Origin of the sequence: Herbidospora solisilvae (genome assembly GCF_009901565.1) — a bacterium.
Taxonomy (GTDB): domain Bacteria; phylum Actinomycetota; class Actinomycetes; order Streptosporangiales; family Streptosporangiaceae; genus Herbidospora; species Herbidospora solisilvae.
Window position 1 is genome coordinate 37,129 of sequence record NZ_WXEW01000010.1, and the last position, 23,188, is coordinate 60,316.

Annotated in this window: 20 protein-coding genes; 8 read left to right on the plus strand and 12 right to left on the minus strand. The window is 71.5% G+C overall.

From position 1 onward, the window contains the following. From tpiA to GT755_RS30760, 3 genes are all read left to right on the plus strand, one after another. Window positions 1-765: a triose-phosphate isomerase gene (tpiA, locus tag GT755_RS30750; RefSeq protein ID WP_161483093.1), complete on the plus strand. Its 765-nt coding sequence runs from the start codon at window positions 1-3 to the stop codon at window positions 763-765. 116 nt (window positions 766-881) lie between these two features. Continuing rightward, complete coding sequence (gene secG, locus GT755_RS30755) at window positions 882-1,112, plus strand: preprotein translocase subunit SecG (RefSeq protein ID WP_030452236.1); 231 nt, start codon at window positions 882-884, stop codon at window positions 1,110-1,112. Between the two features lie 72 nt (window positions 1,113-1,184). Beyond that, a complete protein-coding gene (locus tag GT755_RS30760) occupies window positions 1,185-1,532 on the plus strand; it encodes an RNA polymerase-binding protein RbpA (protein ID WP_081898407.1) in 348 nt (115 codons plus the stop codon). A 49-nt stretch (window positions 1,533-1,581) separates the two neighbouring features. On the opposite strand, the gene GT755_RS30765 is transcribed toward GT755_RS30760, so the two are convergent. Together GT755_RS30765 and GT755_RS30770 are read right to left on the minus strand one after the other, a co-directional pair. Continuing rightward, window positions 1,582-3,204, minus strand: a complete 1,623-nt coding sequence (locus GT755_RS30765; protein WP_161483094.1) for an amidohydrolase — start codon at window positions 3,202-3,204, stop codon at window positions 1,582-1,584. 1 nt (window position 3,205) lies between these two features. Next, window positions 3,206-4,594: an NAD(P)/FAD-dependent oxidoreductase gene (locus tag GT755_RS30770; RefSeq protein WP_161483095.1), complete on the minus strand. Its 1,389-nt coding sequence runs from the start codon at window positions 4,592-4,594 to the stop codon at window positions 3,206-3,208. Window positions 4,595-4,783: 189 nt separating this feature from the next. On the opposite strand from GT755_RS30770, the gene GT755_RS30775 reads away from it, so the two are divergent. Continuing rightward, on the plus strand, window positions 4,784-5,815 hold the full coding sequence (locus GT755_RS30775) for a GNAT family N-acetyltransferase (protein ID WP_161483096.1): 1,032 nt from the start codon (window positions 4,784-4,786) through the stop codon (window positions 5,813-5,815). A gap of 57 nt (window positions 5,816-5,872) precedes the next feature. Here the strand turns inward: GT755_RS30775 and GT755_RS41400 are convergent, their stop codons facing one another. Both GT755_RS41400 and GT755_RS30785 read right to left on the minus strand, forming a co-directional pair. Further along, window positions 5,873-6,493, minus strand: coding sequence for a Clp protease N-terminal domain-containing protein (locus GT755_RS41400; RefSeq protein WP_161483097.1), 621 nt, complete (start codon window positions 6,491-6,493; stop codon window positions 5,873-5,875). A gap of 48 nt (window positions 6,494-6,541) precedes the next feature. Then, entirely contained in the window at window positions 6,542-7,048 is a 507-nt protein-coding gene (locus GT755_RS30785) for a GNAT family N-acetyltransferase (protein WP_161483098.1), read from the minus strand. A gap of 23 nt (window positions 7,049-7,071) precedes the next feature. Between GT755_RS30785 and GT755_RS30790 the strand changes: the two genes are divergently transcribed. After that, on the plus strand, window positions 7,072-7,824 hold the full coding sequence (locus tag GT755_RS30790) for a hypothetical protein (protein ID WP_161483099.1): 753 nt from the start codon (window positions 7,072-7,074) through the stop codon (window positions 7,822-7,824). On the opposite strand, the gene GT755_RS30795 is transcribed toward GT755_RS30790, so the two are convergent. The 8 genes from GT755_RS30795 to tkt all read right to left on the minus strand — a co-directional run bounded on the left by GT755_RS30795 (window position 7,811) and on the right by tkt (window position 18,068). Continuing rightward, complete coding sequence (locus GT755_RS30795) at window positions 7,811-8,767, minus strand: quinone oxidoreductase family protein (protein WP_161483100.1); 957 nt, start codon at window positions 8,765-8,767, stop codon at window positions 7,811-7,813. The genes GT755_RS30790 and GT755_RS30795 overlap by 14 nt on opposite strands. Window position 8,768: 1 nt before the next feature. Continuing rightward, window positions 8,769-9,656, minus strand: coding sequence for a dioxygenase family protein (locus tag GT755_RS30800; RefSeq protein ID WP_161483101.1), 888 nt, complete (start codon window positions 9,654-9,656; stop codon window positions 8,769-8,771). A 191-nt stretch (window positions 9,657-9,847) separates the two neighbouring features. After that, on the minus strand, window positions 9,848-10,588 hold the full coding sequence (gene pgl, locus GT755_RS30805) for a 6-phosphogluconolactonase (protein WP_161483102.1): 741 nt from the start codon (window positions 10,586-10,588) through the stop codon (window positions 9,848-9,850). Window positions 10,589-10,652: 64 nt separating this feature from the next. Then, on the minus strand, window positions 10,653-11,558 hold the full coding sequence (locus GT755_RS30810) for a glucose-6-phosphate dehydrogenase assembly protein OpcA (protein WP_161483103.1): 906 nt from the start codon (window positions 11,556-11,558) through the stop codon (window positions 10,653-10,655). After that, window positions 11,555-13,162: a glucose-6-phosphate dehydrogenase gene (gene zwf, locus GT755_RS30815; protein ID WP_161483104.1), complete on the minus strand. Its 1,608-nt coding sequence runs from the start codon at window positions 13,160-13,162 to the stop codon at window positions 11,555-11,557. The genes GT755_RS30810 and zwf overlap by 4 nt, the downstream gene beginning before the upstream one ends. Window positions 13,163-13,218: 56 nt before the next feature. Continuing rightward, window positions 13,219-14,829, minus strand: a complete 1,611-nt coding sequence (locus GT755_RS30820) for a glucose-6-phosphate isomerase (protein ID WP_161483105.1) — start codon at window positions 14,827-14,829, stop codon at window positions 13,219-13,221. 3 nt (window positions 14,830-14,832) lie between these two features. After that, on the minus strand, window positions 14,833-15,939 hold the full coding sequence (gene tal / locus GT755_RS30825; protein ID WP_161483106.1) for a transaldolase: 1,107 nt from the start codon (window positions 15,937-15,939) through the stop codon (window positions 14,833-14,835). Between the two features lie 2 nt (window positions 15,940-15,941). Beyond that, on the minus strand, window positions 15,942-18,068 hold the full coding sequence (gene tkt, locus GT755_RS30830) for a transketolase (RefSeq protein ID WP_161483107.1): 2,127 nt from the start codon (window positions 18,066-18,068) through the stop codon (window positions 15,942-15,944). A gap of 232 nt (window positions 18,069-18,300) precedes the next feature. Here tkt and GT755_RS30835 point away from each other — a divergent pair, with 232 nt between their 5' ends. The 3 genes from GT755_RS30835 (at window position 18,301) to GT755_RS30845 (ending at window position 23,157) form a co-directional block, all read left to right on the plus strand. Beyond that, window positions 18,301-19,224 carry a heme o synthase gene (locus tag GT755_RS30835; protein WP_161483108.1) on the plus strand — a complete coding sequence of 308 codons (924 nt, stop codon included), beginning with the start codon at window positions 18,301-18,303 and terminating at the stop codon, window positions 19,222-19,224. Between the two features lie 60 nt (window positions 19,225-19,284). Beyond that, window positions 19,285-20,421: a PrsW family intramembrane metalloprotease gene (locus GT755_RS30840; RefSeq protein ID WP_328794595.1), complete on the plus strand. Its 1,137-nt coding sequence runs from the start codon at window positions 19,285-19,287 to the stop codon at window positions 20,419-20,421. A gap of 132 nt (window positions 20,422-20,553) precedes the next feature. After that, window positions 20,554-23,157, plus strand: coding sequence for a M14 family zinc carboxypeptidase (locus GT755_RS30845; RefSeq protein WP_235967800.1), 2,604 nt, complete (start codon window positions 20,554-20,556; stop codon window positions 23,155-23,157). Window positions 23,158-23,188 lie beyond the last annotated feature (31 nt).

Below are 23,188 nucleotides of genomic sequence, written 5' to 3' on the forward strand. Positions count from 1 at the left end.
GTGAGCCGCAAGCCGCTCATCGCCGGCAACTGGAAGATGAACAAGAACCACCTTGAGGCGATCAAGCTGGTTCAGGAACTCGCCTTCTCCCTGACCGACAAGGACTTCGACAAGGTCGAGGTCGCGGTGCTGCCCCCGTTCACCGACCTGCGCAGCGTCCAGACCCTGGTCGACGGCGACAAGCTCCGCATCGTCTACGGCGGCCAGGACCTGTCCGCCCACGACGGCGGCGCCTACACCGGGGAGATCTCCGGCGCCATGCTCGGCAAGCTCGGCTGCACCTTCGTGGCGATCGGCCACTCGGAGCGCCGGCAGTACCACGCCGAGGACGACGCCCTGGTCAACGCCAAGGTCCAGGCGGCCTACCGTCACTCGGTGACGCCGATCCTGTGCGTGGGCGAGGGCCTGCCGGTCCGCCAGGCGGGCAACCAGGTCGAGCACACCCTCGCCCAGGTCGACGGCGCCCTCAAGGGCGTCACGGCCGAGCAGGCGAAGACGATCGTGATCGCTTATGAGCCGGTGTGGGCGATCGGCACCGGCGAGGTCGCCACTCCCGACGACGCTCAGGAGGTGTGCGGCGCGATCCGCGTGCGACTCGCCGAGCTGTACGACACGGAAGTCGCCGACGCCGTCCGTATCCTTTACGGAGGCTCGGTGAAGTCTGACAACATCGCGGGGATCATGGCACAGCCCGACGTCGACGGCGCGCTCGTCGGCGGGGCCAGCCTCGACCCGGCGGAGTTCGTGAAGATCTGCCGGTTTTAGCGCAGATGTCGGCCTAGCTGGGTCATTATGGGGGTGCGACTTGACACCAGGTCGTACCCTCATAGAGCACGTTTGAATCGTCATGCCGCTCAGGCGCTATCCGGAAAAGGTCTACCGTGACTATCGGAATCTCCATCGCCCTCATTCTGTCGAGCTGCCTCATGGTGCTGCTGGTTCTGCTCCACAAGGGCAAGGGCGGCGGTCTGACGGACATGTTCGGCGGCGGCTTCGCCTCGTCGTTCGGCGGTTCGTCCGTCGTGGAGCGCAACCTTGACCGCCTCACGGTCATCACCGGCGTCGTGTGGTTCGTCTGCATCATCGCGCTCGGCCTGCTGCTCAAGCCGTAGCAGCCCCAAGCGTCACATAGGGTTCATTCTCTCCCCGTGTTCCCCGCGGGGCGATCGAGCGAGGAGTAATCCGTGGGTAGTGGCAACGCGATCCGTGGCAGTCGAGTCGGAGCCGGCCCGATGGGCGAGGCCGAGCGCGGCGAGGCGGCCCCCCGAGTGCGTGTCGCCTTCTGGTGCGCGAATCTTCACGAGACGCGTCCCAGTTTCGCCAGCGACGCGGCCGTCCCGGAGTTCTGGGACTGCCCCCGTTGCGGCCTGCCCGCGGGTCAGGACCAGGCCAACCCGCCTGCTCCGCCGCGCAACGAGCCCTACAAGACCCACCTTGCCTACGTGAAGGAGCGCCGGAGCGACAAGGACGGCGCGCAGATCCTCGCGGAGGCGCTGGAGCGGCTGCGTTCCTCCTCGCGTCCGATCTACTAGGACTCGCCGAAACGGCCCCGCTGCCCTGGCAGCGGGGCTTTTTCGTGCGTCAGAACACCTGGTCGCCGTCTATGAACGTGGCGCGGACCCTGGTGAGGGCGATCTCCTCGGCCGGCTGGGCGAAGGGGTCGCGGTCGAGCACGACCAGGTCGGCCGGGCGGCCGGGTTCGATCACGCCCGCCGGCGACCCGTTGAGCCAGGCGCTTCCCTCCGTGTACGCCGTCATGATCGTGCGCAGGTCCAGCGCCTGACCGGGGAGGAACGGCTGCGCGGAGTGCCCGGCGTGGTGGGAGCCGGGCGGCTCGACCCGGTTGACCGCGACGTGCATGCCCTCAAGGGGGTCGGCCGACGACACCGGCCAGTCGGAGCCCGCCGCCAGGCGCGCGCCGGAGGCGACCAGGTCGCCGAACGGATACTGCCACGACGACCGGGGCTCGCCCAGGTAGGGCAGGGTGAGCTCGTCCATCTGCGGGCTGTGGGCGGCCCACAGCGGCTGGAGGTTGGCCACCGCGCCGAGCTTGGCGAACCGGGGCACGTCGTCGGGGGTGATGATCTGGAGGTGGGCGACGTGGTGGCGGTTGGCGGGGTCGGTGCCCTCCAGGGAGTCGAGCACCTCCCTGACGGCGCGCTCGCCGATGGCGTGGAAGTGCACCTGGAAGCCCAGCGCGTCGAGTTCGCGGACGTAGCCCTTCAGGAGCTCCGGATCCACGTAGGAAAGGCCCGTTCCGCCGCAGTGACATCCGATCTCATCCCGGCTTTTGAGATCGGGCTGGCAGTAGGGCTCGATCACCGCCGCGGTGAAGTTCTCGGCGATGCCGTCCTGCATGATCTTGACGGCCCCGGCGCGGAACCTCTCCAGCCCCGCCGCCGAGGCGCGGCGCTCGACCAGTGACGGGATCTGCTCGGCGCCCCGCGTGCGGTCCCACCACAACGCCGCCACCACGCGGGCCTTCAGCAGGCCCCTTCCCGCCACCGACAGGTAGGTGGGGAGCTGGTCGTCGGAGCCGGCGTAGGAGCCGACGATGGCGTCCTGCCAGCCGGTGATGCCCAGGGAGAACAGGTGCCGCTGGGCGTCCAGCAGCGCGGCCTCCTGGTCGGCGGCGGTGGGGCGGGGGGTGAGCAGGCCGACCAGGTCCATCGCGCCCTCGTGCAGGACGCCGGTCGGGGTGCCGTCGGGGTCGCGTTCGATGCGGCCGTCGGCGGGGTCGGGGGTGTCCTTGGTGATGCCCGCCCGTTCCAGGGCCCGCGTGTTGACCCAGGCCGCGTGGTGGTCGCGCTGGATCAGGTAGGCCGGGCGGTCGAGGAAGTCGAGCTGCTCACGCCGGGGGAGACCGCCGGGGAAGGCGGCCATGTCCCAGCCGCCGCCCTGGATCCACTCGCGGTCGGGGTGGGCGGCGGCGTACTCGGCGATCTCCTGGAGGTAGGCGTCGAGGCCGTACACCTCCGACAGTTCGCACAACGCGCGTTCGAGGCCGGCCTGGACCGGGTGGACGTGGCTGTCGGTGAAGCCGGGCGTGAGCAGGCCGCCGGCCAGGTCGAACGGCTCCGCGGCCGGGGTGGCGACCTCGTCGGTCGCGCCCACGGCGGCGATGACTCCGTCGCGGACCAGCGCCGCTTCGGCGAAGCCGCCGGGGGTGAGGACGCGGCCTCCGTGGAACAGGGTCTCGGTCAATTCAGTGTCCTGTGATCTTGTCGGCGATTCTGGCCAGCACGGACGTGCGGGGCACGCCCCCGGACTCCCGGGCGTCGGCGAGCCGGTAGAGACGGTACATCGCGTGCACCCCCGTCCAGCGCAGGGGTTCGGGCTCCCATTTGCGCACCCTGCGGCCCACCCAGGGCAGCGCGGTCAGGTCGGTCTCGCGGCCGAGCACCAGGTCGCGCAGGGTCCGCCCGGCGAGGTTGGTCGCGGTGACGCCGTGGCCGGTGTAGCCGCCGGCCCAGCCGAGGCCGGTCGAACGGTCCAGCCCGACGGTGGCGCACCAGTCGCGCGGCACGCCCAACACCCCCGACCAGGCGTGCGCGACCCTGGTCGAGCGGGCGGCGGGGAAGAAGCCGAGCAGCAGGCTCCAGAGGGCGTCGACGGTCCAGCCGTGGGTGTGGCCCCGGTCGTCGACCCGGGAGCCGTAGAGGTAGGGGCGGCCCCGGCCGCCGAAGGCGATGCGGTCGTCGGCGGTGCGCTGGGCGTACATGTAGTAGTGGGCGAAGTCGCCGAGCAGTTCACGGCCCTGCCAGCCGACCTCGTCCCAGAAGCTCGGGGGGAGCGGCTCGGTGACGATCATGGAGCTGTTCATCGGGAGCCAGTCGCGGTGGTTGTCCTTCAGCGTCGCGGTGAACCCCTCGGTGCAGCGGAGGATCACGTCGGCGCGGACCGTGCCCCGCGCCGTCGTCACCTGGCCGGGCGCGATCCCGGTCACCTCGGTGCCCTCGTAGAGCTCCACCCCCAGGTTCTGTACGACCTCCGCCAGCCCCCTGGCCAGCTTCGCCGGCTGCACCCGCGCACAGTGAGGGCTCCAGGAGGCCGTCAGGGCGCCCTCGACCCGGATGCGCTCGCCGACCGGCACCACCGACACGTCCTCGGGGCTCCAGCCCCAGGCGTACTGCGCCTCGACCTCCTGCTCCAGGCGCAGCGCCTGCGCGGGGGTCCGGGCGACGTTGACGACGCCGCCCTTCACCACGTCGGCGTCGACGCCCTCGGCCGCGCAGACGGAGATGACCTCGTCGACGGCGGTGAACAGCTCCCGCTGGAAGGCCCGCGCGGCCTCGGCGCCGTGGGTCTTGGCGTAGCGCCGGGGGCTGCCGGGCAGCAGCCCGGCCAGCCAGCCGCCGTTGCGGCCCGAGGCGCCGAACCCGGCGAACTCCTTCTCCAGGACCACGACGTGCAGCGACGGGTCGGCCTTGACCAGGTAGTAGGCCGTCCACAGGCCCGTGTAGCCGCCCCCGACGATCGCCACGTCGGCCCGCAGGTCGCCGCCGAGGCGGCGGGCGGGCTCGGGGACGCCGAGCGCCCGATACCAGTAGGAGACGTCACCGTTGGCGAAGGAATCGGAGAGCGGAGCGTTCATAGGGGCAATCCTGCTCTATCCGTCACCGACGCCGCATCTCACGACGGAACACGTCGTCGTGGACGGTATTAAGCCCCGTTATGCGAAGTCTTAACAGAATTTGTCATGACGAAACGGATGGCACACCGTCATGTAGCAAATGCGTAACAACGCTCCCTCAGGCTGAGACGCAGCGGAGGGAGAGATGTTATGGGGTTTCTGCGGATCAGGACGACGGTCGACGAACGTCCCGGGCGGCTGGCGTCACTGGCGTCGGCGCTCGCGGCCAAGGGCGGCAACATCCTCGGCCTGTCCGTGCAACCCGACTCCGACGGCACCGTCGACGAGTTCATCGCCGACATCCCGGCCTCGGCGGACGACGTGCGGGTCGCCCTCGAGGAGGCCGGCGGCCGGCGCGTCAGGGTCGTTCCGGCGACCGCCCACGAGCTGACCGACGAGCCGACGCGGGTGCTGCTGCTGGCCGCGCGGCTGCGGGCGATGCCGTGGCGGCTCCCGGAGATCCTCGGCGACCTGCTCCGCGCCGACGACGCCCGCTGGGTGTTCGGCGCCGTGAAGGGCGAACTGCCCGACCCCACCCTGCTCGTGGTGCCGGTGGCGCAGCGCCGGTCGATCCGGCTGCGACGGACCGGCCTGCCCTTCACCATGACCGAGGCGGCCCGCGCCGCCGCGCTGGTCCGGCTGGCCCAGCCGCCGGCCGACCCCGTCTCGGCCGAGCGCGACCTCACGCTGACCGACGGGACGCGGGTGCGCGTCGAGTCACTGGCCCCGATCTACCGCGAGGCCGTACGCGACCTGCACGAACGCTGCTCCCCGGAGACCCGCAGGTTCCGTTACTTCACCGCGGCCCCCAGCCTGCCCCCGCGGGTCTTCGACCGGCTCTGCGACCGGTCGAAGGGCCACTCGCTGGTGGCCGGGCACGACGGCCAGGTGGTCGCGCTGGCCAGCCTGAACTTCGGCGCCGAGCCCGGCACCGCCGAGTTCACCCTCCTCGTCGAGGACCGCTGGCAGGGCCGCGGCCTCGGGGCCGCCCTGACCCGGATGCTGCTGGAGGAGGCCCGTGACCTGGGCCTGGCCGAAGTGCGGGCCACGCTCCTGTCCGACAACGCGCGCATGCGGAGTCTGCTGATCTCCCTCGGCGCCACGCTCGGCTACACCGAGGACCCCGGTGTGGTCGAGGCGCGGATCGCCGTGGGTGTGCTGGCGCCGGTCGTCCCGGCCTAGACCGCGCCACACGAACATTCCGGTCCGGGGCGGCTCAGGGGCCCCGGACCGGAATGATCACTTGCCCGGGTCGGGCGGCGCGCCCATCGCGTCGAGCCGCCGGTGGAGGCTTTCGAGGCTCTCCAGGATCTTCTTCATGGTGTGACGGTCCTCGCCGTGACGGCGGAGGGTGGCCTGGATCATGCGGTCGCCCGGATCGGTCAGCCGGTCGATGATGGAACGGTCCTTCGCGCCCTGGGCGGTCATGCGCCGTTCGAGCGCGTCCCCGACGACTTCGGGCGGGACCCCGCACTCGGCGAGCGCGTGCAGGGCGATCCCATCGCCCTCCCGGAGGGTGGCGAGCAGGACGTGCTCGGTGCTGACGTACCTGTCGTCGCGCCGCATGGCCTCACGGAGCGCCAGTTCGAGGATCTTCTTCGCGCGTGGGGTGAAGGGGATGTGGGCGGTCTCGCCCGGGGGTGGGGAGCCCGGCTCGCCGATGAGGCGGGCGACGGCGGCCCGTACGTGCTCGGCGTCGGCCTGGCACTCGGTGAGCGCCTGGGCGGCCAGGCCGTGGCCCTCCCTGATGAGCCCGAGCAGGATGTGCTCGGTGCCGAGGTGACGGTGGCCCAGGTGGCGGGCCTCTTCGCCGGCGAGCATGATCACTTGGCGGGCGCGGTCGGTGAAACGCTCGAACACGGGTTTCCTCCGTGTCGTTTCCGTGGGGAGTATGGGGGACTGCCCCCACTATGCGCCGGAAACGGCGGGAGCGCGAAGCGTGTAGACGTGGACCGGCCCGTGCTCGCCCCTGCGGGTCCGGGTGCGGATCATGCCCAGCTTCTCGGCCAGCCGCTGGGAGGCGGTGTTGGCGGCGTCGGTCTCGGCCACCACCTCGGGCGCGCCCCGGTCCTCGAAGGCGAACCTCACCACCAGGCGGGCCGCCTCCAAGGCCAGCCCCTTCCCCTGCCACCTCGGATCTACGCTGTAAAGGAGCTCGGCCGCGTGATCGTCGGTGGTGCGCAGCCCGCACACCCCGATCTCGTGGCCGACGACGATCGCCCACAGGCCGTAGCCGTGGGAGGCGAAGTCGTCGCGGCTGTCGCCGACGATCTCGGCCACCAGCTCCACCGGCACCAGCGCGTCGTCGAAGAGGTGCCGCCGCACGCTCGGCTCGTTCCAGTGCACCAGCAGCCAGGGGGCGTCCGACGGGGTGATCGGGCGGAGCGTCAGCCGGTCTCCGCGCAACTCGGTCATGCGGGCCAGGGTATGACCTCTCCGTGAACCGTGAAGAGGCCGCCGACCGGCTTTACGCCCTGCCCCCGGCGGAGTTCACCGCCGCGCGCAACCGGCTCGTCAAGGAGACCGGCGACAAGGAGATCGGCAAGCTGCGCAAGCCCACGGTGCTGGCGTGGGCGGTCAACCAGGTGGTGCGCTCGCACCCCGCCGAGATCGACGAGCTCCTGGCCGTGGGGGAGGAGCTGCGGGCCGCCTGGGCCTCCGGCGACGGCGACGCCCTGGCCGCGCTCGGCCCGCGCCGCTCCGCCGCCGTCGCGGCGGTCTCCCGCCTGGTGCTGAAGGCCGCCTCCGGCCGGTTGACCTCGACGGTGGAACTGGAGCAGACCCTCGACGCCGCCGTGGTCGACGCCGACGCGGCCGCCCGGGTCCGCTCCGGGCGGCTGGCGGGGGCGCTGAGCTACAGCGGCTTCGTGCCCACCGCGGTCCCGCCCTCCGCTCCGGCCCGCCGCAGGCCCGCCGCCCCCGATCCGTCGGCCCGCGCCGAGGCCGAGGCGGCCGTGGACAGGGCGCGGGACCGCCACGCGGAGTGGGCCGGCCAGCTCGCGTCCGCCGTCGCGGAGCGCGACGAGGCGCTCGACGCCGTCGCCGAGGCCGAGCGCGCCCTGACCGAGGCGCGGAGACGGGCGTCGGCGTGCGAACAGCGCTACGACGTCGTCAGGAAGGAGGAGGCCAGGGCCCGGCGGGCGCTCACCGACGCCGAGCAGGCGCTGAGACGCGCCTCTACGGGCAGATGACGACCCGCCCGGGTGGCCGCTTCGCCACCGCCTCGTAGGCGTCTCCGGCCAGTTCGAGGTCGAAGGTGAACGCGATGGGCGGCGGGCGGAAGTCGCCCGACTCCAGGTAGGAGGCGACCTGGGCGAGCCGTGCGGCGCACTGCCTGGTGCAGAGCCGCCTGGTGTCCAGGCCCATCATGCGCACCTCCCGGTGGTAGAAGTCGGGCAGGTCGATCTCGACCTTCCGCGTCCCGGTCGAGGCGATGACGAGCAGCCGGCCCCCGTGGGCCAGGCAGGCCAGCGCGGCGGGGGTGGTGACACCGCCGACGGCGTCGTACACGACCTCGGCCCCGGCGCCCCGGGTCAGCCGCCGCACCTCCCCGGGGACGTCGCCGTGCAGCAGCACGAAGTCGTCGAGGGCGGCGTCGTCCACCGGGGGCCTGCGGTCGATCCCGATGACCCGCGCGCCCCGGACGCGGCCGATCTGCGCCACCGCCGAGCCGACGGCGCCGCTGACGCCGAAGACCGCGAGCGTCTCGCCCTTCTCCAGCAGGGCGGTCTCGACGACGCCGAGCCAGCCGACGACGAAGTTGACCCCGATGACCGACGCCTCGGCGAAGGTGAGCCTCTCGGGCTTGCGGACCAGCGCCGAGACGGGCACCACGACGAGTTCGGCGTGCGACCCGTCGCGGGTGTACCCGAGGTCGCCGCCGCTGCCCCACACCTCGGCGCCGAGCCAGTCGTGCGGCCCGCCGACGACCACCCCGGCGAAGTCACGGCCGGGCACGCGGGGCAACGAGGTGCCCGGGATGTAGCCCGAGACGGTCTTCAGGTCCGACGGGGTGACCGAGGCGGCCCTGATCGAGACGAGGGCGTCGCCGCCGTTCAGCTCGGGCTCGGTGACGTCGACGACCTCCAGGACGTCGGCGGGCGAGCCGTAGCGGGCGAATCGCAGGGCGCGCATGTCACGGCCTCCTCTCCGGCGCGGCCGGGGTGAGCGTGAAGGTCCAGTCGACGGTCTGGAACGGCTCGCCGACCTCGGTCCCGTCGGGCGCGGTCCCCGGTCCGTGCTCGACGAAGTCGACGACCAGCGACCGCTTCGCCGCGAAGACGGCGTCGTGGTCGAGGTAGGGGTCGTCGCGCCGGAACAACATGGTGATCAAAGGCTGGTAGCCGTCGGCGTGCAGCCGGAAGTGCAGGTGCTCCGGCCGCATCGCCGACCGCCCGGAGGCCTCCATGATCTCCCCGCACGGCCCGTCGACCGGCACCGGGTAGAAGCGCGGCGCGATCGACCGGTACCAGAACCGCCCGTCGTCGTCGGTGGTCAGCAGGGCGCGCATGGCCGGCCGGCCGTGCAGCCGGTCCTCCTGCTGTACGTCGTAGTGCCCCTCCCCGTCGCTGTGCCAGGTGTCGACCCTCACCCCGGCGCGGGGGTCGCCGCCGGGCCCGAGGACCCGCCCGGTGACGAACATGGGCGTGCCGGGCACCCCGCCCGAGATGTCGGCCCCGTTGGGCACCTGCGGCCGTCCTTCGACGAAGAAGGGGCCGAGCAGGGTGCCGTCGGTGGCGTGCGGCCCGTGGTGCTCGTTGATCAGGTCGACCAGGACGCTCAGCCCGAGGATGTCGGAGAGCAGGACGAACTCCTGGCGGGTGGGCGTGGTGACCTGGCCGACGCGGGCCAGGAAGTCCATCGCGGTGAACCACTCGTCTTCGGTGAGCCGCGTCTCCCGGGCGAAGTCGTGCAGATGCCGGACCAGCTCGACGAACAACTCGCGGGTGCGCCGGTCGGGACAACCGTCGAAGGTGCTCTGCACCTCTTTGGTGATCGTGTCCTCTGTGAGGTCGATCGACATGGTCCCCTCCCTCGTCCGTGGACCACCTCAGACGACACTATCCGCAGGTCGGAGAGGGGTTTGCGGGCGTGGAGGCGGCCGCGTAAAAGCGCCGCAACGGCGCGGCAGAGGGGTTCTCCCGGCGTCGGGCCGCCGCAAGGCCGGGGCCGGGGCCCGGCCAAACGCGGGCCCCGTTCCGGCAAATCCCGGCTTTACCCGACCGGCGACTGGCCGGGGATCTCGGCGGCCGCCGCCCGGTCGACCAGGAACAGGGTCCGCTCCACGCCGCGGGCGCCCGCCGCCGGGGCCTCGAGCCGGTCGCACGTCAGGCCGACCCGCACCGCGGGCGCCTTCTCCGCGCCCGACGCGATCACCCACACCTCACGCGCCGCCTGGATGGCCGGGAAGGTGAGGGACACCCGCGTGGGCGGCGGCTTGGGGGAGTCGTGCACGGCCACGACCAGGCGGTCCTTCTCGTGGAGGGCCGGGTGGCCGGGGAACAGCGAGGCCACGTGGGAGTCGGGGCCCATGCCCAGCATCAGGACGTCGAACGCCACCCCGGAGCCCAGCGCCGCGGCGTACCGGTCGGCGGCCTCCTCCGGGGACAGGCCCGAGTCGGAGGCGGGCATCGGGTGCACCCGCTCCGGGTCGAGGTCGAGCACGTCGAGCAGGGCCTCGCGGGCCTGCTTCTCGTTGCGGTCGGGCGAGTCGGCCGGCACGAACCGCTCGTCGCCCCACCAGACGTCCACGGCGCGCCAGTCGACCGCGTCGCGGGCCGGGGAGGCGGCGACGGCGGCCAGGGTGGCGATGCCGATCGTGCCGCCGGTCAGCACGACCGACGCCGTCCCCCGCTCCGTCTGCACGTCGGTCAACCTCGTGATCAGCCGGGCCGCCACGGCCTGGGCCAGGACGCCCGGGTCCCGGTGGACCACGACGAAGGGGACTGCGCTCATGACGTACCTCCGATAAAAGAGAAACCGCCCGTCTCCCGGGAGGGGAGACGGGCGGTTGACGATCTTATTGTCCGGCGAGGTGCTTCAGCGCGCCGGCGTAGATCTCGTCGGGGTCGAGCCGCCGCAGCTCCTCGGCCAGCAGCTCCGACTCGCTGCGGCGGGCCAGCGCCACGTTGCGGTCGGGCTGGCCCGGCCGCGACAGCGTCGCCAGCCGCGCGTCGCCGCGCACCAGCGACAACTCGCCGCCCCTGGCCAGCGTCAGCCGCACGGCGGTCAGGCCGGGGCCCTCCGACTCGCCCACGGCGACGTCGGCGCCGAGCTTGTCGGACAACCACGACGCCAGCAGGCAGGCGCTGGGGTGGCCCGGCGTCGCCTCGACGACGCCGCCCGTGACCGGGCCCGCCGGCAGGTCGAACGCCGCCGCCAGCAGCGAACGCCACGGCGTGAGCCGCGTCCAGGCCAGGTCGGTGTCGCCCGGGACGTAACCCTCCCAGCGCGACCGGATGACCTTGGCGCCGTCGTGGGCGGTGCGGGCGTCGACGATGCGCCGGGTGGCGAGGTGCCCGATCGGGTCCTTCGCCGGGGCCGACGGCCCGTCGGCCGGCCACCAGACCACCACCGGGGTGTCGGTCAGCAGCAGCGGGCTGAGCACCGAGTCGGCGTGCCGGGTCAGCTCGCCGTAGAGGCGCAGGATGACGACCTCGCCGGGCGAGGACTCGCCGACGCGCAGCTCCGCGTCGAGCCGGTCGGGCTCGCGGGCGTCGCGGCGGATCACCACCAGGATCCTGGACGGGTGCTCGCGCGCCGCGTCGGTGGCCGCGCGCACCGCGTCGTACTGGCCCGCCTCGTCGGAGACCACCACGAGCGTGAGCACCATGCCGACGGCCGGGGCGCCCATCTGGTGGCGGAGCTTGGTCAGCGCGGAGCTGATCTTCGACGCGGTGGTCGCGGTCAGGTTGAAACTGGTCACAGCCGCCTCCAGACCCGCCCGTCGCGGGCGAGCATCTCGTCGGCGCCCGCGGGGCCCCACGTGCCGGCCGGGTAGCCCTCGGGGCGGCCGTGGGTGGCCCAGTACTCCTCGATCGGGTCGAGGATCTGCCACGACAGCTCCACCTCCCGCTGGTGCGGGAACAGCGGCGGGTCGCCGATCAGGACGTCCAGCAGCAGCCGCTCGTAGGCCTCCGGGCTGCTCTCCATGAACGACTCGCCGTAGGCGAAGTCCATGGACACGTCGCGGACCTCCATCGCCGTGCCGGGCACCTTCGACCCGAACCGCACCGTGATGCCCTCGTCGGGCTGGACGCGGATCACCAGGGCGTTCTGGCCCAGGATCTCGGTGTCGTCCTTGCTGAACGGCAGGTGCGGCGCCCGCTGGAACACCACGGCGACCTCGGTCACCCGGCGGCCCAGGCGCTTGCCCGCGCGCAGGTAGAACGGCACCCCGGCCCACCGGCGGTTGGCCACCTCGAGCTTGATGGCGGCGTAGGTGTCGGTCAGCGAGTCCTTCGGGATGCCCTCTTCCTCGAGGTAGCCGATGACCTTGTCGCCGCCCTGCCAGCCCGCGGTGTACTGGCCCCGGATCGCGCCGGTCGCCAGGTCGTCGGGCAGCCTGACCGCCTTGAGGACCTTCTCCTTCTCACGGCGCAGCGAGTTGGCGTCGAAGGACGTCGGGTCCTCCATCGCGACCAGCGCCAGGAGCTGGAGCAGGTGGTTCTGGATGACGTCACGGGCCGCGCCGATGCCGTCGTAGTAGCCCGCCCGGGACCCGATGCCGATGTCCTCGGCCATCGTGATCTGCACGTGGTCGACGAAGCTGCGGTTCCAGATGGGCTCGTAGAGGTTGTTGGCGAAGCGCAGGGCCAGGATGTTCTGGACCGTCTCCTTGCCCAGGTAGTGGTCGATCCGGAAGACCGAGCTCTCCGGGAAGACCGCGCTGGTGATGCGGTTGAGGTCCTGCGCGCTGGCCAGGTCGTGGCCGAACGGCTTCTCGATCACCACGCGGCGCCACGACCCGTCGGGGTGCTGCGCCAGACCGGTGCGCTTGAGCTGCTCGACGACCGTCGGGAAGAACTTCGGCGGGACCGACAGGTAGAAGGCGTAGTTGCCGCCCGTGCCGCGGGTCTCGTCGATCTCCTTGAGCATCATCGACAGGCAGTCGAACGCGCCGTCGTCGTGGAACTCACCCGGGCAGAAGTGGATGCCCTCGGAGATCTGCTTCCAGACCTCCTCCCGGAACGGGGTCCGGGCGTGCTCCTTCACGGCCTCGTAGGTGACGTTGGCGAAGTCCTCGTGGGCCCAGTCGCGGCGGGCGAACCCGACCAGGGAGAAGCCCGGCGGCAGCAGGCCGCGGTTGCCCAGGTCGTAGATCGCCGGCAGCAGCTTGCGCTTGGCCAGGTCGCCGGTCACGCCGAACAGCACCAGGACGCACGGCCCGGCCACGCGGGGCAGCCGCTTGTCTCTGGGGTCGCGCAGCGGGTTGGCGGCGATCGTCTCCTCATTGGTCGCCACCGCCGCGACGGCCGCGGTGGCGACCTGGGTCTCCTCCGCGAGCGCGGCGGGCTCGTTCTCAGACATGATTCGGCGCCCTCCTGTACGACGGCTCCGTTTTGATCTCATGCGCTCTCATCGGGTCAGAGCTCCTCGGCCACCGCCAGCAGGTGGGCGACGCCCGCCCGCCGGTCGGTGAGGTGGAGCCGCACGGTCGGACGGCCCCGCGACTGGAGCGCCCCCAGGTCGCCCAGCGCCTGCGCGAGCTGGAGCTCGGCCAGGCCGTAGGGCCGGCCCGGGACCTCCACGTCGTCGCCGTTGGCGCCGGTGATCTGCAGGAACACCCCGACCTGCGGGCCGCCCTTGTGGTATTGGCCGGTCGAGTGCAGGAACCGCGGGCCCCACCCGAAGGTGACGGCCCGCTCGGTGCGGTAGTCGAGCAGGTTGCGCAGCGTCGCCACGTCGGCCCTGGCCCACGCCTCGGTGGTCTGCTCGAAGTCGGCCCCGCCGAGCACCGCCGCGTCGAAGGCGGCCTCGCGGTCGAGGTACGCCATGATCGCCAGGTAGCCGTCGGAGGGGATCGCCCGCAGCAGCCACGTCAGCACGTCGGCCAGGTTGCGCGAGTCGCCGACCTCGCCGTAGACCTCGACCGGGCCGTCGACCAGCGCCGGGGCGCCGATCTGCGGGGCGGAGGCGAGGATCTTGCCGGTGTTCTCCTTCGACTCGGCCACGTTGGGCTGGTTGAAGGGGTCGATCTCCAGCACCCGGCCGGCGATCGCGGTGGCGTACTCCCAGACCAGGAACTGCGCGCCCAGCGGGCCGTCGACGTGGACGTCGCCCTCGGGGCCGATGTCGACCGCGAACTGGTCGTGGCCCTCGGCCGAGTCGGCGCCGACGACGGGCAGGATGCCCTTGCCGGACTTGCCGGTCGACTCGGCGATGAGCTGCTCGATCCAGTCGGGCAGCCCCGCGATGTCGGTCAGGGCGTCGCGCAGGATCAGCTTGTCGCGCCCGCCCAGCGCCTGGGCCCCCAGCAGGGCGCCCAGGTCGAGACCCGGGTTGCCCTCGTTCTGACCCAGCAGCGGGGCGATCTCGGCGGCGTCGTCGAGGAGCTTGACGACGTCGGCGCCGGCCAGCGCGCTCGGCACCAGGCCGAACGCGCTGAGCGCGCTGTAGCGCCCGCCCACGTTGGGGTCGGCCAGGAAGACCTGGTAACCCGCCTCGGTGGCGGACTTCTCGAGAGGTGAACCCGGGTCGGTCACGACGACGATCCGGTCGGCCGGGTCGATGCCGGCGTCGCGGAAGGCCTTCTCGTAGATGCGGCGGTGGCTGTCGGTCTCGACGGTGCCGCCGCTCTTCGACGCGACCACCACGACCGTGTTCTCCAGCCGGTCGCCCAGGGCGCGCAGCACCTGGCCGGGGTCGGTGGTGTCGAGCACGGTCAGCGGCACGTCCTCGGTCGCGCAGATGACCTCCGGCGCCAGCGACGAGCCGCCCATGCCGGCCAGCACGACGTGGTCGAGCCCTTCGGCCCGCACCCGCTCCACCAGCTTGGTCAGCTCGGGAAGCAGTTCCCGGCTCGTGGTGGGCAGGGTCAGCCAGCCGAGACGGATCGCCGCCTCGGCCTGCGCCTCCGGCCCCCACAGGGTCGCGTCGCCCGCCGCGAGGGCGGCCGGCACGCCCTCGGCCACCAGCTTGTCCTTGACGGCCGCCGCGGCCTCGGCCACGGGACCCAGGGTCACCTCTACCGCCATGAGTTATCGGGCCTTCCCCAGCTCGGTGGTGACGGTCTCCAGCAGTTCGTTCCACGACACGGCGAACTTGTCGACGCCCTCGTCCTCGAGCGCCCGCACGACGTCGTCGTAGTCGATGCCGATGTTCTTGAGGGCGGCCATGGCGTTCCAGGCGGCCTCGTAGAACGGACGGATCGTGTCGCCCGAGATACGGCCGTGGTCGGCCACGGCGTTCAGCGTCTTCTCCGGCATCGTGTTGACGGTGCCGGCGGTGACGAGCTCGTCGACGTAGAGCGTGTCGGGGTAGTCGGGGTTCTTGGTGCCCGTGGAGGCCCACAGCGGGCGCTGGGGACGCGCCCCGGCCGCGCGCAGCTCCTGCCAGCGCGGGGTGTTGACGACCTCCTCGAAGGCGGCGTAGGCGAGCCGCGCGTTGGCGACGGCGGCCTTGCCCTTGAGCTCCAGCGCCTCGGGGGTGCCGATCTTGTCGAGCCGGGCGTCGATCTCGGAGTCGACGCGGCTGACGAAGAACGACGCCACCGACTCGATCTTGGACAGGTCGAGGCCCTTGGCCTTGGCCTGCTCCAGGCCGTCGAGCCAGGCGTCCATGACCGCGCGGTAGCGCTCGAGGGAGAAGATCAGCGTGACGTTGACGCTGATGCCCTCGGCGATGGCCGCGGTGATCGCGGGCAGGCCCTCGACGGTCGCCGGGATCTTGATGAACAGGTTCTCGCGGTCGACCAGCCACCACAGGGCGCGGGCCTCGGCGATGGTCGCCTCGGTCTCGCGGGCCAGGCGCGGGTCGACCTCGATGGACACGCGGCCGTCGACGCCGGAGGTGGCGTCGTAGACCGGGCGCAGCACGTCGGCGGCCCAGCGGATGTCGAACGTGGTGATCGCGCGCACGGCCTCGTCGACCGAGACCTTGCGGACCGCCAGGTCGTGGAGCTGGGTGTCGTAGGCGTCGCCCTTGCTCAGCGCGGACGCGAAGATCGTCGGGTTGGAGGTGACGCCGGTCACGTTCTTCTCGCGGATCAGCGCCGCCAGGTTGCCGGTGCGCAGACGCTCGCGGCTGATGTCGTCGAGCCAGATCGACACGCCGAATTTGGTCAGCTTGGAGAGGTTCTCACTCATATTCAGTTTCCCGTCGTCTCGCCCTTGTCGGCGCCGGTCTTGGCGAGCGAGGCCTTCGCCGCCGCGGCCACGCGCTCCGCCGTGAGGCCGAACTGCTCGTAGAGGGTCCTGTAGGGGGCCGAGGCGCCGAAGTGCTCCAGGCTCACCACGACGCCATCGTCTCCTACGAACTCACGCCAGCCCAGCGCGATTCCCGCCTCGACGGCGACCCTCGCGTGAACATTCGGTGGCAGGACCTCCTGCCGGTAGGCGGCGTCCTGCGCGTGGAACCACTCGACGCACGGCATCGAGACGACGCGCGTCGGGATGCCCTGCTCCTCGAGGCTCTTGCGGGCGCCGAGAGCGATCTCGACCTCCGAGCCGGTGCCGATGATGACCACCTTCGGCTGCCCGTTCGAGGCGTCTTCAAGCACGTAGCCGCCCTTGGCGACCTTGCTGGCGTCGGCGGTGCCGGCGTAGACCGGCAGGTTCTGCCGGGTCAGCGCGAGCGCGGCAGGGCGGTCGTTGTGCTCCATGATGATCCGCCAAACGGCGGCGGTCTCGTTGGCGTCGGCCGGGCGGACGACGTCGAGGCCGGGGATGGCGCGCAGCGCCCACAGGTGCTCGACCGGCTGGTGGGTCGGGCCGTCTTCGCCGAGGCCGATGGAGTCGTGCGTCCACACGTAGGTGACCGGCAGCTTCATCAGCGCGGCCAGGCGCACCGCGGGGCGCATGTAGTCGCTGAAGACCAGGAAGGTGCCGCCGTAGGGGCGGGTGCCGCCGTGCAGGGCGATGCCGTTGAGGATGGCGCCCATGCCGTGCTCGCGGATGCCGAAGTGGAGGGTGCGGCCGTAGGGCCCGCCGGGGAACTCCTTGGTCTGGAACTCCTCGGGGATGAACGACGGCTCGCCCTTCATCGTGGTGTTGTTCGACTCGGCCAGGTCGGCCGAGCCGCCCCACAGCTCGGGCAGCACCGGCGCGAGGGCGCTCAGCACCTCGCCCGACGCCTTGCGGGTGGCCATGGAGCCGCCGGCCTCGAAGGTCGGCAGCGCCTCGGTCCAGCCGATGGGCAGCTCCTTGGCGCTCAGCCGGTCGAGCAGGGCGGCCCGCTCGGGGTTGGCGGCGCGCCACTCCTGGTAGCCCTTGTCCCATTCGGCGTGGGCGGCCCGGCCGCGCTCGACGACGCCGCGGGCGTGCTCCAGCACGGCCTCGGGGACGACGAACGACTCGTTCGGGTCCATGCCGAGGATCTTCTTGGTGGCGGCGATCTCGTCGGCGCCCAGCGCCGAGCCGTGGATCTTGCCGGTGTTCTGCTTGTTGGGGGCCGGCCAGCCGATGATCGTGCGCAGCCGGATGAACGAGGGGCGCTCGGTCTCGGCGCGCGCGGCCTCCAGAGCGGCGTGCAGGGCGGCGACGTCCTCCACGTAGTCGCCGGTCCGCGTCCAGTCGACGGTCTGGGTGTGCCAGCCGTAGGCCTCGTAGCGGGCCACCACGTCCTCGGAGAGGGCGATCTGGGTGTCGTCCTCGATCGAGATGTGGTTGGAGTCGAAGAGCACGGTCAGGTTGCCCAGGCGCTGGTGGCCGGCCAGGGCGCTGACCTCGTGGCTGATGCCCTCTTCGATGTCGCCCTCGGAGGCCACGCACCAGATGTGGTGGTCGAAGGGGGAGGTGCCGGGGGCGGCGTCGGGGTCGTAGAGGCCGCGCTCGCGGCGGGCCGCCATGGCCATGCCCACGGCGTTGCCGATGCCCTGGCCCAGCGGGCCGGTGGTGGTCTCGACGCCGAGCGTGTGGCCGTGCTCGGGGTGACCGGGGGTCAGGCTGTCCCAGGTGCGCAGCGCCTTGATGTCCTCGAGGCTCAGGCCGTAACCGGACAGATATAGCTGAATGTAAAGCGTAAGGCTAGAATGACCACAGGACAGTACAAATCGGTCACGGCCCACCCAGTGGGAATCGGTTGGGTCGTGTCGCATCGTCTTCTGGAACAGCAGGTAGGCGGCGGGGGCCAGGCTCATCGCCGTACCGGGGTGTCCCGAGCCCGCCTTCTCGACAGCGTCCATCGCCAGGGCGCGCACCACGTCGACGGCCTGCCGATCGAGGTCGCTCCACTCAAGACCAGCACTGCTCACTCGTTCGATCCCCTCTTTTTTCATTCACGCGGTTCAGGCGTTCCCGCCCACACGGGACCCTAACGGGTGCGGATGCGTACCGTCCGGTAAGGACCCCCCAAACGATCAGGGGGTGGGTGAGCAGCCCCGATTCAGGGACCACGGGCCCGTCCCACTACAGTGATTTCCCTAGTTCCGGCTGCTGCCCGGAGATCCCGCTCTAATCCCGAGGTTACGCGTTGACCCCGCACGTGCTGGAAGCGCCTTGACGGTGCTGATGAAGAACGAAGCGATGGCCCCCGCCGCGGTTCGCCGCGGCGCCGGCGAGGTCATCCGGGCCTATGTGGCGCTGACCAAGCCGCGGATCATCGAGCTGCTCCTGATCACCACGCTGCCGGTCATGTTCCTCGCCGCCAAGGGCCTCCCCGATCTGTGGCTCGCGATCAACACCATGGTGTTCGGCACCCTGTCGGCGGGCAGCGCCAACGCGCTGAACTGCTACATCGACCGCGACATCGACGAGGTGATGCGCCGCACGCGGCGCCGTCCGCTGGCCCGCCACCAGGTGTCCCCGAAGGGCGCGCTCACTTTTGGCGTGATTTTGGGCGCGGCTTCCACGCTGGGCCTCGGCCTGACCGTGAACTGGCTGGCCGCCGCCCTGTCCTTGGGGGCGATCCTCTTCTACGTCCTGGTCTATTCGATGTTCCTGAAGCGGCGCACGTCGCAGAACATCGTCTGGGGCGGCATCGCCGGGTGCATGCCGGTGCTGATCGGCTGGGCCGGCATCACCGGCGGCATGTCATGGGCGCCGGTCGTGCTGTTCGGCGTGGTGTTCTTCTGGACGCCGCCGCACACCTGGACCCTCGCCATGCGCTACCGCGAGGACTACGCCGCCGCGAAGGTGCCCATGCTCCCGACGGTGGCCTCGGAGGCCACGGTCGTGACGCAGGTCATCTGGTACACGTGGGCGACCGTGGCCTGCTCGCTGCTGCTCTGGCCGGTGGCCGGCACCTCGCCGTTCTACCCCGCCGTCGCGGCCGTGCTGGGCGCCGCGTGCCTGTTCGAGGTGTACGCCCTGCGCCACCGCCTGAAGCAGGGCAAGACCGGCGTGGACCTGCGCCCGATGCGGTTCTTCCACTGGTCGAACATCTACCTGGCGCTGCTGTTCCTGGCCGTGGCGATCGACTCCCTGATCGCCTGAGCGGACAGCGCGTCGAGGTTCCGTTACGCTCACGGAATGGCGAGCCGCGATCCACGATCGGTGTTGAGGGGGCGCCCGTCCTTCGGGCTCATCATCGGGCTCGTGGTGGCGGGCATCTGCGCGACCGTGTCGTTCTCGTTCGACATCCTCAACGGCGATCCGGTCGAGTTCTTCATCGCGCTGGCGGCGGCGATCGCGCCCGTCCCGCTGCTGCTGGCGGGGCTTCTGGCGCTCGACCGCATGGAGCCCGAGCCGCGCAGCAACCTGATCTTCGCGTTCATGTGGGGCGCCGGCATCGCGGTGCTGTTCGCCGGCCTGCTCAACTCGCTCAACCTGATCTACGTCGAGAACGCGCTGGGCGACCCCGAGGGCGCCCGCGACTACGTCGCCACCTTCGGCGCCCCGCTCGTCGAGGAGTCGATGAAGGGCCTGGTGCTGGTCGGGCTGCTGCGCTACCGGCGGCAGGAGCTCGACGGCCCGACCGACGGCATCATCTACGCCAGCATGGTCGGCCTGGGCTTCGCGATGTCCGAGAACGTCAGCTACTACCTGGCGGCGCTGACCGAGAACGGCCCCGAGGGCCTGGCCGCCACGGTGGTGCTGCGCGGGGTGCTCTCGCCGCTGGCCCACCCGCTGTTCACCTCGCTGATCGGGATCGCGGTGGCCTACGCCGCCCAGCCGCAGAACCGGGGCGCGCGCGGCGTGTGGATGGTGATCCTCGGCTGGATCGGCGCGATGATCCTCCACGGCCTCTGGAACGGGTTCGCCTCGTTCGCGGGCTTCAACGGGCTGATCGTGGCCTACCTGATCCTGATGGCGCTGCTGTTCGTGGAGTTGTGGGTCATCGTGCGCGACCGCAAGCGCGTGGTCGGCATGATCCAGCACTACCTGCCGCCCTATGAGCGCACCGGGCTGATCACCGCCGCCGACATCGTCATGCTCTCGTCGCTGAAGCACCGGCGCGAGGCCCGCAAGTGGGCCCGGCAGCACGGCGGGCGGCCCGGCCAGCAGGCGATGAGCGACTACCAGCTCGCCGCGACCGAGCTCGGCCTGCTCCACGAGCGCGCGGTGCGCGGCGGGGTCTCCGAGGACGACTTCCTGACCACCCAGCGGTCGCTGGCCGACCTGATGGCCCATTCGCGCGGCATGTTCCCGGTGCCGCCGCAGCAGGTCACCGTTCCGCCGCCCTGGGCGTGAAATCTTCCTGTCAAGAGGGCTTCCGGTGACAGGTTCACATGGATTCCATGTCGCCTCAGTTACAAATCTTGTGTTATTTCACATTTGATCACTACCAATGAGGGCACGCACTCTGATCACGGAGGTTCTCTGTTGCGTGCCCCCACCGCCCTCCTGAGCCTCGCCGTCGCGGCCACGCTCCTGGTTCCGACGGGTTCGGCCCTCGCCGAGCCGACCCCGCCGCCCGGGGTGACGACCCGCGACTTCGGCAACGGTCCCGAGCGCAACGAGGAGGCCGCCGGCGTCGCCGACCCGGCCGCCGCCACGTTACGCGCCCTGGCGGGCGACACGACCCCCGCGGCCGCCGCCGAGCGGCTCAAGCACTTCCCGTTCTTCCGCGACTTCAAGGACAAGGAGCGCGGCTACCCCCGCCAGACCCGCCTGCCGGTTCCCGCCGAGAACCCGGCCGACGCGTCCATCAAGCTGGGCCTGACCCCCTACCACGCCATCGCCGGGAAGCTGAACGCCCTCCAGGCCCGCAGCAACCGCGTCAGCGTCGAGGTCATCGCCCGGTCCCACCAGGGCCGCGACCTCTACCTCGTGACGGTCACCGCGCCCGAGAGCAAGCAGCAGGCCCGCGAGCAGGACGCCATCCGCGACCGGATCGAGAACGACTCGGCCAAGGCCGCCAAGGACCGCAAGCTGCCCGGCAGGTACAAGGCGCCGGTCTTCGTCAACAACAACATCCACGGCAACGAGTGGGAGGGCACCGACGCCGCCCTGCGCGTGATCGAGGAGCTGGCCCTCAGCGACGACAAGAAGATCGCCGACCTGCTGAACCGCACCCGGCTCTACTTCAACGTCACCGCCAACCCCGACGGCCGGTTCGGCAACACCCGCGCCAACGGCGCCGGCTTCGACATGAACCGCGACTTCATCACCGCCTCGCAGCCCGAGGTCCAGGCGATGCGCCAGGTCATGATCGACACCCAGCCGGTCGCCATGATCGACCTGCACGGCTACGTCAACGGCACGCTGATCGAGCCGACGACCCCGCCGCACGGCGCCAACTACGAGTACGACCTGTTCATCAAGAACACCTACGCCAACGGCCTGGCCATGGAGCAGGCGGTGCTGGGCCTCGGCTACACGCCCGAGAAGGACGGCGTGAACCCGCCGACCATCCCGTTCCGCGACGACGCCGAGGGCTGGGACGACTGGCCCCCGATCTTCACCCCGCAGTACGCCCCCTTCCAGGGCGCGGTGGCCTCGCACACCATCGAGTTCCCGATGCGGGTCAACAACGCCGACTACAACAACCTCCCGGTGGAGGAGCTGCGGCGGCGCTCGGCCATCAACACGGACATCGCGGCGGCGGTGATGCGGGCGACGTACACCTTCGTGCAGGACCGCCACGACCAGCTCATCGCCGACCAGATCGAGATGTTCCGCCGGGGCGCCGCCGGTGAGGCCTCCAAGCAGGTGCCGCTGGGCATCGTGCCCGGCTTCGGCCCCGAGGACGTCTACAACACCACCTTCCCGCGCGCCTACGTGATCCCGGCGGGCGACCGGCAGCGCTCGGCCACCGCCGCCGCGCGCCTGGTCGACCACCTGATCGCCAACGACGTGCGGGTCGAGCGGGCCAAGCGGGCCTTCACGGTCGACGGCACGCGGTACGCCGAGGGCTCCTACGTCGTCGACATGCACCAGCCCAAGCGCGGCATCGCCAACGTGATGCTGGAGCCCGGCGCCGACATCACCCCGCGCGTCGACTCCATGTACGACATCTCCGGCTGGAGCCACGCCCTGCTCTGGGGCGCGACCGTCGACTCGGTGAGCGCGCTGCGGGCCGACACCAAGACCGTGGACGGCGCCGACCTCGACGGCTCCGTGCCGTGGACGACCCGTCCGCTCTCGCTCAGGGTCACCGACGGCCGCGAGATCCAGGCCCTGAACGAGCTGATCGGCCAGGGCGTCCAGGTCACCTGGGCGGAGAACGGCACCGCCGTGATCCCCGCCTCGGCCCGCCGCCAGGCCGAGGGCCTCGCCCGCAAGTACGGCGTCACCTTCGGCGTCGCCGACCAGGCCGCCGGGGCCAAACTCGGCCAGGTCCGGGTGGCGGCCGCGGTCTCGGCCGACGAGCTGTTCACCCTGCGTGAGCTGGGCTTCCAGGTCACGCCGGTGTCGACGGCCGTGCTGAACGCCGGGTTCGACTGGAGCACCACCGACGTGCTCCTCGTCTCCAGCGGCCTCAACTACGCCCAGCTCAACGCCGGGGCCAGGGCCGCGCTCGACGCCTACCTGACGACGGGCGGCCTGGTCACCCGCGGCAGCACCGGCGCGACCTTCAACGGCGCGGCCGGCCTGCTCACCGTCACCCCGGTCGCCGGTCGCAGCGACGCCAACGGCGTGGTGAAGGTGACCTCGCCGGGCGGCCCGGTCGGCGGCGACGCCCCGGCCAACTCGTTCGTCTACTCGCCGCGCTGGTTCACCGGCCTCGGCCCGGAGGTCCGCGTCGAGCAGGCCTACGCGACCGACGGCCCGCTGGTCAGCGGCCACTGGCGGCCCAACGCCAACGGCAGCGGCGGCCAGGACGCGGCCCGTGGCCAGGCGGCCGTGGTGAGCGGCCGGGACGAGCGCGGCGCGGCCGTGGTCATGTTCGGCACCGAGCCGATGTTCCGCAACCACCCCAAGGGCCTGTTCGCCCAGGTGGCCAAGGCGGTGTACTGGTCGTCCTCCGCGGCCGACGTGAAGTGATGGGTTGATCGACCTGAGGCCGGGGCTTCTT

Bases quoted from the DNA above. Each gene is read 5' to 3' on its own strand.
- GT755_RS30835 (WP_161483108.1), top strand. From the start codon at position 18,301: ATGAAGAACGAAGCGATGGCCCCCGCCGCGGTTCGCCGCGGCGCCGGC.
- GT755_RS30800 (WP_161483101.1), bottom strand. From the start codon at position 9,656: ATGTCGATCGACCTCACAGAGGACACGATCACCAAAGAGGTGCAGAGC.
- GT755_RS30820 (WP_161483105.1), bottom strand. From the start codon at position 14,829: ATGGCGGTAGAGGTGACCCTGGGTCCCGTGGCCGAGGCCGCGGCGGCC.
- tal (WP_161483106.1), bottom strand. From the start codon at position 15,939: ATGAGTGAGAACCTCTCCAAGCTGACCAAATTCGGCGTGTCGATCTGG.
- GT755_RS30795 (WP_161483100.1), bottom strand. From the start codon at position 8,767: ATGCGCGCCCTGCGATTCGCCCGCTACGGCTCGCCCGCCGACGTCCTG.
- GT755_RS30770 (WP_161483095.1), bottom strand. From the start codon at position 4,594: ATGAACGCTCCGCTCTCCGATTCCTTCGCCAACGGTGACGTCTCCTAC.
- pgl (WP_161483102.1), bottom strand. From the start codon at position 10,588: ATGAGCGCAGTCCCCTTCGTCGTGGTCCACCGGGACCCGGGCGTCCTG.
- zwf (WP_161483104.1), bottom strand. From the start codon at position 13,162: ATGTCTGAGAACGAGCCCGCCGCGCTCGCGGAGGAGACCCAGGTCGCC.
- GT755_RS30775 (WP_161483096.1), top strand. From the start codon at position 4,784: ATGGGGTTTCTGCGGATCAGGACGACGGTCGACGAACGTCCCGGGCGG.
- tkt (WP_161483107.1), bottom strand. From the start codon at position 18,068: ATGAAAAAAGAGGGGATCGAACGAGTGAGCAGTGCTGGTCTTGAGTGG.
- GT755_RS30785 (WP_161483098.1), bottom strand. From the start codon at position 7,048: ATGACCGAGTTGCGCGGAGACCGGCTGACGCTCCGCCCGATCACCCCG.